The 6,000-nt window shown below is 32.6% G+C and carries 3 protein-coding genes and 2 pseudogenes; 4 read left to right on the top strand and 1 reads right to left on the bottom strand.

Features of this window, described 5'->3' with window-relative positions; genetic code table 11:
- Positions 1–347: 347 nt before the first annotated feature.
- The gene (locus CHRY9293_RS14715; RefSeq protein WP_162033670.1) at positions 348–1,301 is read right to left on the bottom strand and encodes a beta-1,6-N-acetylglucosaminyltransferase; all 954 of its coding nucleotides are present in this window, start codon (positions 1,299–1,301) and stop codon (positions 348–350) included.
- Between the two features lie 375 nt (positions 1,302–1,676).
- Between CHRY9293_RS14715 and CHRY9293_RS14710 the strand changes: the two genes are divergently transcribed.
- The 4 genes and pseudogenes from CHRY9293_RS14710 to CHRY9293_RS19005 form a co-directional block, all read left to right on the top strand.
- Positions 1,677–2,792, top strand: coding sequence for a DEAD/DEAH box helicase (locus CHRY9293_RS14710; protein WP_162033669.1), 1,116 nt, complete (start codon positions 1,677–1,679; stop codon positions 2,790–2,792).
- Between the two features lie 54 nt (positions 2,793–2,846).
- Positions 2,847–2,945: pseudogene (locus CHRY9293_RS14705) on the top strand (cold-shock protein); the annotation flags it as partial.
- A gap of 194 nt (positions 2,946–3,139) precedes the next feature.
- The gene (locus CHRY9293_RS14700; RefSeq protein WP_162033667.1) at positions 3,140–4,225 is read left to right on the top strand and encodes a fatty acid desaturase family protein; all 1,086 of its coding nucleotides are present in this window, start codon (positions 3,140–3,142) and stop codon (positions 4,223–4,225) included.
- A 719-nt stretch (positions 4,226–4,944) separates the two neighbouring features.
- Positions 4,945–5,265 (top strand): annotated as a pseudogene (locus CHRY9293_RS19005) (transposase); the annotation flags it as partial.
- Between the last annotated feature and the right edge of the window lie 735 nt (positions 5,266–6,000).

Genomic DNA, 6,000 nt, shown 5'->3' with positions numbered 1-6,000 from the left:
TATTTTTTTCTGAGAAAGAGAAAAATATCACGATAAAAGATTTAAGACAATATCTTATTTCCCTTATAACACAACAAAAATATTTTGAAAAAGAGATTATCAAGAAACATGATTTACAATAAAACTCGGATGAAAAAATTAACTAAGTATCCAAAGAGCAAATTGGAACTCAGAAAAAAAAATATTTTAAGAAGGGCCTATTACTCACCGTTTTTTGCTTTATTCTATATTAGGAATGCCAATATCACCCTGGAAAAGGATGCTACATTCTTAGAATGTTAAAAGAGTTAAAAGGCCTTAATAAAATTGGTTTTCTGTGCCCATCATTACCCAATAAAAGATGCTTTTTAAGACCACTTATTGTCACGCTCATCCTGCTTTAATTCTCTTGCTATCTCGTCCACATTGGTTAAAGGGAGAAGAAAAGTTTCATCAATGTATTTAATGATGTTTTGATTCGTTTCATTATTTACTTTTCTGATAAAAAGCTGATTACTTGTTTTGAGAGCTTCTATAAATTCAGTATAATATTGATTTTTATTAAAATATTTTTTTTCAAGGGATGCCCTTTTATCATCATTGACAATAATATCTTTAAAAACAGTATTCATCAAAACGGTCTGAAAGAATGATTCTGCCGGTAGCAGGGTATGCAAATAATAGTCTTCAAAATCCATCACCTTTTTATTGTTGGTCAGAAAAACACAGGTTTTTTTAGTGAAAATAAACCATTTCCCTCCAATGTAAGGGGTAACGCCCTCCATAAACTCTCTTTTATAAATCAGGGAAGATATTTTATGAGTAAGTTCTGTAAAATGATTTTGTATCCTCTGGAACGTATCAGGTCTGTAAAATTTCTGGTCATAAAAGAAAATGTAGTTCCTGCCGTTATTGGAAGTAAGAAACTGGCGGATAATATTTTGTGATTTGAGTGGATAATCTTCACCACTTAAATTAATGAAATAATCCCATTCTCCGCTTACGTTCAGAAGATATTCCATCGCATTCAGCTCTGCCTGAATCATTCTGAAACCTCCTGCGACAATACTCATGCTTTCCAGGATATACACATTGGGAAAACCGACCAGATACATCTGAATTTCTTCAGTAAACTCTTCTTTTGCTTTCTTGTCAATATGGACCAGGTAAAACTGATCACGGCTGTAGATTTTCTCAAACATTTCCTTAAAGGTTTCAGGCTTATGGTGTATCATGATAAAATAGGCTATCCGGACCTGAGAAGATTGATGATTATCTGACTTTTGAGAGAAAGGCTGTGTATGGATTGCGGGAGTTGGCATATGCTGGGAATTTAAAATCATCCGCACGTTGCAAACAATTTGATTATATGCATAAGGTATGAATATATTTTTGATAATCAGTTAATTATATTATATTTTTGTTAAATTGTTTTATTGTAGCTTTATCGAGTATTTATAAGCAGATCTCTACTATTATGCAATAATTTAAATCAGATTTTATCATTTAGTTTTGCTTTTTCACCTGCCTCATTATCAACTAATTTCTCTAAAGCAGGTTTTATTTTAAGCTATTTAATTTAAGGGAAAAAGTTATGCTTGAGAGAAGCATTGAGAATTAATATTAATTCCTTACCCCATGTAATTAATTCTTTAGAAATGTACTTTCCGAAAAAAGAGCGGGAATTGCAAAAATGTATGATAAGTTTCAAAAATTTACGATTAATCAATCCAATTATCCGCGCAGTTACGGAAGTAGGATATTCACAACCCACTGATATACAGGATGCTATAATACCCAGTATTTTAGAAGGAAAAGATTTGCTGGTATTTGCTCCGAAAGGAAGCGGAAAAAAAGCCGCATTTGCAATTTCCATATCACAATTGTTGGGTAGAAACCCTACCGGTCATACTAACATCAGGGTGTTGGTAATTGCTTCTACAAATGAAATGGCTGTTGAGATTGAAGAAAGAATTAAGTGGTGTAGTAAATACCTCTCTCTTTTACAATTTCGCATTAATGTTGAAGAATCGGCTGAAAGTCAGCTTTCCGCCTTTCAAAGAAGAATAGATTTGTTGGTGGCGACTCCCGAAGGACTACTGGAAATTGTTGAAAAAAGGGCAATCAATTTTTCCCAATTAGAAATTCTGGTTTTATATGGTGCAGATAAAATGCTTGAAAAAACATTAAATAATAGAATAAAAAATATACAGAAACTAATTCCTGAAAATATACAGACTCTGGTCTTTGGTACAAAAACTTCAGATTATGTAAAAAAAGCTGTCTCAACATTCCTCAGAAACCCTGTAGAGATTTCAACGGAGGCAGGACCAGTGGAGATAGAAAGCATTTCGCAATGTGTGTATTTTGTTGAAAAAAGAGATAAATCAGAATTACTGATAGATCTGCTTAAAAACCGCGAGATGGAGCAAGTTCTTGTTTTCACACATAGCAAATATATTGCTGACGAGCTAGTGGAACAGCTTGAAAGAGCAGGGATCAGTATGGGATTTATTCATGGAAACAGAAGAAGGATCGATAAAAATGAGGTGCTGGATAATTTCAGAAGTGGAAAGATTCAAATTTTGATCACTACAGATATTGAAGCAAAGGGAATTAATTTAGGACAACTATTATATATAGTTAATTATGACCTTCCGACAATTCCCCAAACGTATGTTCAGAGAAGTGGAAGAGTGATAAAATCAGGAAGTGAAGGTTTGATAATTTCATTCTGCACGGCGGACGAGCACATGGATTTAAAAAAAATCCAGAGTCTAATAGGTTTTACCATCCCTGTGGGGATATTTTAATAATAAAACTGTAAAATTCATAAATTATCATATACAATTTTAATAATAATTACAATGCAACAAGGCCCAGTAAAATTTTTTAACGAAGTAAAAGGCTTCGGATTTATTTCTCCTTCAAATGGGAGTAAAGACATATTTGTACATTCGTCTGGATGCAGTTATTTAGTTGAATAACAACTTAAAATTTATATTGTTAAATACAGCTACAATAAACTAACAATTAATACGTTTAATACATTATATTTATATACATCCGGCAAGATGCCGGAAAATTCAATAGTCTTCTTATTACAACACCCGATTTAGCATATCTGTTTGTTCGCGTTAGGGGATCAAATATAATTTTTATGTCACAAAAAATAAAATTCCCATCCACATCTGGTTCTGATTTTTATACAACCATAAGGAGTAGAGTAGATCAGTTTTTCATTCAAAATCAATTAAGTCAACATGCCAATGTCCATATGTGGGGCAAGACTATATTTTTCCTTGCCGGGTTCATCGGAATTTACCTTGTGATCATTACAAGCTTGTTCCCTGCCGGGATGCTCTTACTGCTTGCTGCTGTACTAGGCATGTTTAGTGCTTTTGTAGGGTTCAATGTTTGCCATGACGCTATACATGGTGCGCTCTCCGGTAATAAAAAAGTGAATAAGGCATTTGGTTTCATTTTTAATCTGATTGGCGCTAATCCGTACGTTTGGAACATTACCCACAATGTGGTTCACCATTCGTATACAAATATTCCCGGGCACGATGAGGATATTGAGGTTGCACCAGGATTGATCCGTATTGCTAGAGAAGGTACAGTGAATAGCATTCAGAAATACCAGCATTGGTATGCCTTTCCTCTTTATAGCTTGGCCTCACTGTCATGGGTTTTTCGTAAGGATTATGTGAAATTTTTTAAGAAAAAAATTGGTGCTCGCCAGAGCAAACACCCTAAGGTGGAGTATTTCAATTTATTTTTCTATAAAGCACTTTATTACTTTCTATTTATTATATTGCCGCTCTTGGTAATGGATATAAGCTGGTGGCAGTTTCTAATAGGCTTTATGTTTTTACATATTGCCGAAGGCTTGACAATGGGACTTGTTTTTCAGTTGGCCCATGTTGTGGAAGATACCACTTTCCCTATACCTAATGAAAACGGCCGGATGGAAGAGGCTTGGGCAGAGCATCAGATGCGTACAACGGCGAATTTTGCAACGGATAATAAATTCGCGGCATTTTTCCTTGGTGGATTGAATAGGCAGATCGAGCATCATCTCTTTCCTAAAGTCTGCCATATACATTACGGAGAAATTTCTATTATTGTGAAGAAGACTGCCATAGAGTTCAATTTGCCTTACATTGAAAATAAGAGCTTTTTATCCGCGTTACACTCGCATTTTTTAACGCTGAAAAAATTTAGTAAAGAGGCAAATTGTTAGGATATTTGATAGCTGTAAGAAAATCTATTGATATTTTCAAAAGAGCCTAGAGAAATATATTGAAATCAGTATCATTTATTTTAGAATAAAACATACTTATCACAGGTTTGTTCTATTATTCTTGACTTTTCCTTCCAACAAGAATAAGTTATATATATTTATATCATCATACAGTGATACACTTAATGTTCATATCGTCTTATTCTCCTTACAGGGTAATTTTATTTAAAATTTTTGCATCTGAATTAAATGGTATGAACTTTCTTATACCATTTTTCTTTCCAGTTGATTAAGCTTTTAATGAATATGGACAAAATAAACACTACATCTCACTTAACATAATGTATATTATGGATTAGGATGAAAATGCAATTTGCTCTGATTTTCAGTTGTTTAATTAAATTGAGAATGTCGTAATTTCGAAAATGATAAAATAGAAAGGTGTTCTTTGTTGATTTTATAAAAATTTAAAACTTCTTATTTCATCCCTTTTTTGTAGAATCTGTAAAATAGTCAATAACAGTATTACCTTTGCTTGATGGGTATTATTGAGGATCTAGAAGGAAAGATTGAAAATCGTAACGGCTAAACATATCAAAAACAGGAGGGAATAACGGGAATATTTTTGGTAATTTTGACCATATATTAAATTTATGAGCCCTTAAAGCTCAAAAAATTTTACGGAAATAATTTTTATTATTTTTAACCATTAGATAATTATGATTGAAAAAGAAGATTTACTAAGCAACAAGGATTTTTACAAATCCTTCAAGATGGAAAAGATTTAACCTCATTCTTTAAAGATCTACACAAACGAGCGTTAGAACATATGCTTGATGCCGAGTTGGATTCTAACCGGGATAATGAGAAACATCAAAAGTCCATCTCTGGAAATTACCGAAATGGACACGGCAGTAAGAAAATAAAATCGTCTTTTGAAGAGTGTGAAATTAAAGTTCCAAGAAATGATGAAAGGAGTTTTGAGCCTGTATTAGTTGCTAAAAAGGCACAAAATTATTGATGGTTTGGAAAACATCATCTCATTTTGCAGATGATGCTTTATTTTTTATCTTACTTTATTCAAGATCAAAATCTAAAACATTTTTAAGTGCTTCGTCGGGAAAATAAATCAACTAATTATTACTTTAATTAAAACAATTGAGTCATTTCCCTAACCCCTTTTTTGTCACAAACTCCTTAAAAAATTATCTCTGTAGATATTTCCGATTGGTATTTCATTTTCTCCCATGTAGAAAATTTAATTATAAAATACGTATAAACATAATGTTACGTAATTTTCAGTATGCTTTTTGTACTTTTGTTTAAGATAACCCTTATAGGAAAATATATTATCGGAAATATCTAACTGATCGGAAACATATTGTAAAGGAGTTGGGGAAATTCTCTTTTACCTTCAGGAAAAGCACCATGATACTGGCCATATTTCAATTGCATACAAAAAGCCAAATGGTGCTTTTGTGGTTTTGTTTTAAGAAGTTCCAGCTCTTGGTAATTAAGTGACTAGTATTTTACTAATTCTTCATCATCCCAAATTTGTTTCATTAGTTTTCTTCCCTAATTTAGGATAAGAAATTCATACATTCAAAAAAGTTGGTCGTTTTAGCACTTATGTGGCTACTAGGCCGATTAGGTGTTTCCCTATTTTATTATTTCAGTATTGATGCCTATTTAAATCAAATTGTTGATATTTTTTTCTACCAATTTCTCTGCTTCTATCCCAAAAATAGGATACGTAAACGTCAAAACTCGACGCT

It is taken from the genome of Chryseobacterium potabilaquae, assembly GCF_902728265.1.
GTDB classification, from domain to species: domain Bacteria; phylum Bacteroidota; class Bacteroidia; order Flavobacteriales; family Weeksellaceae; genus Chryseobacterium; species Chryseobacterium potabilaquae.
Note: the sequence above shows the minus strand (reverse complement) of the source record. Positions and strands in the feature narration are given on the sequence as shown.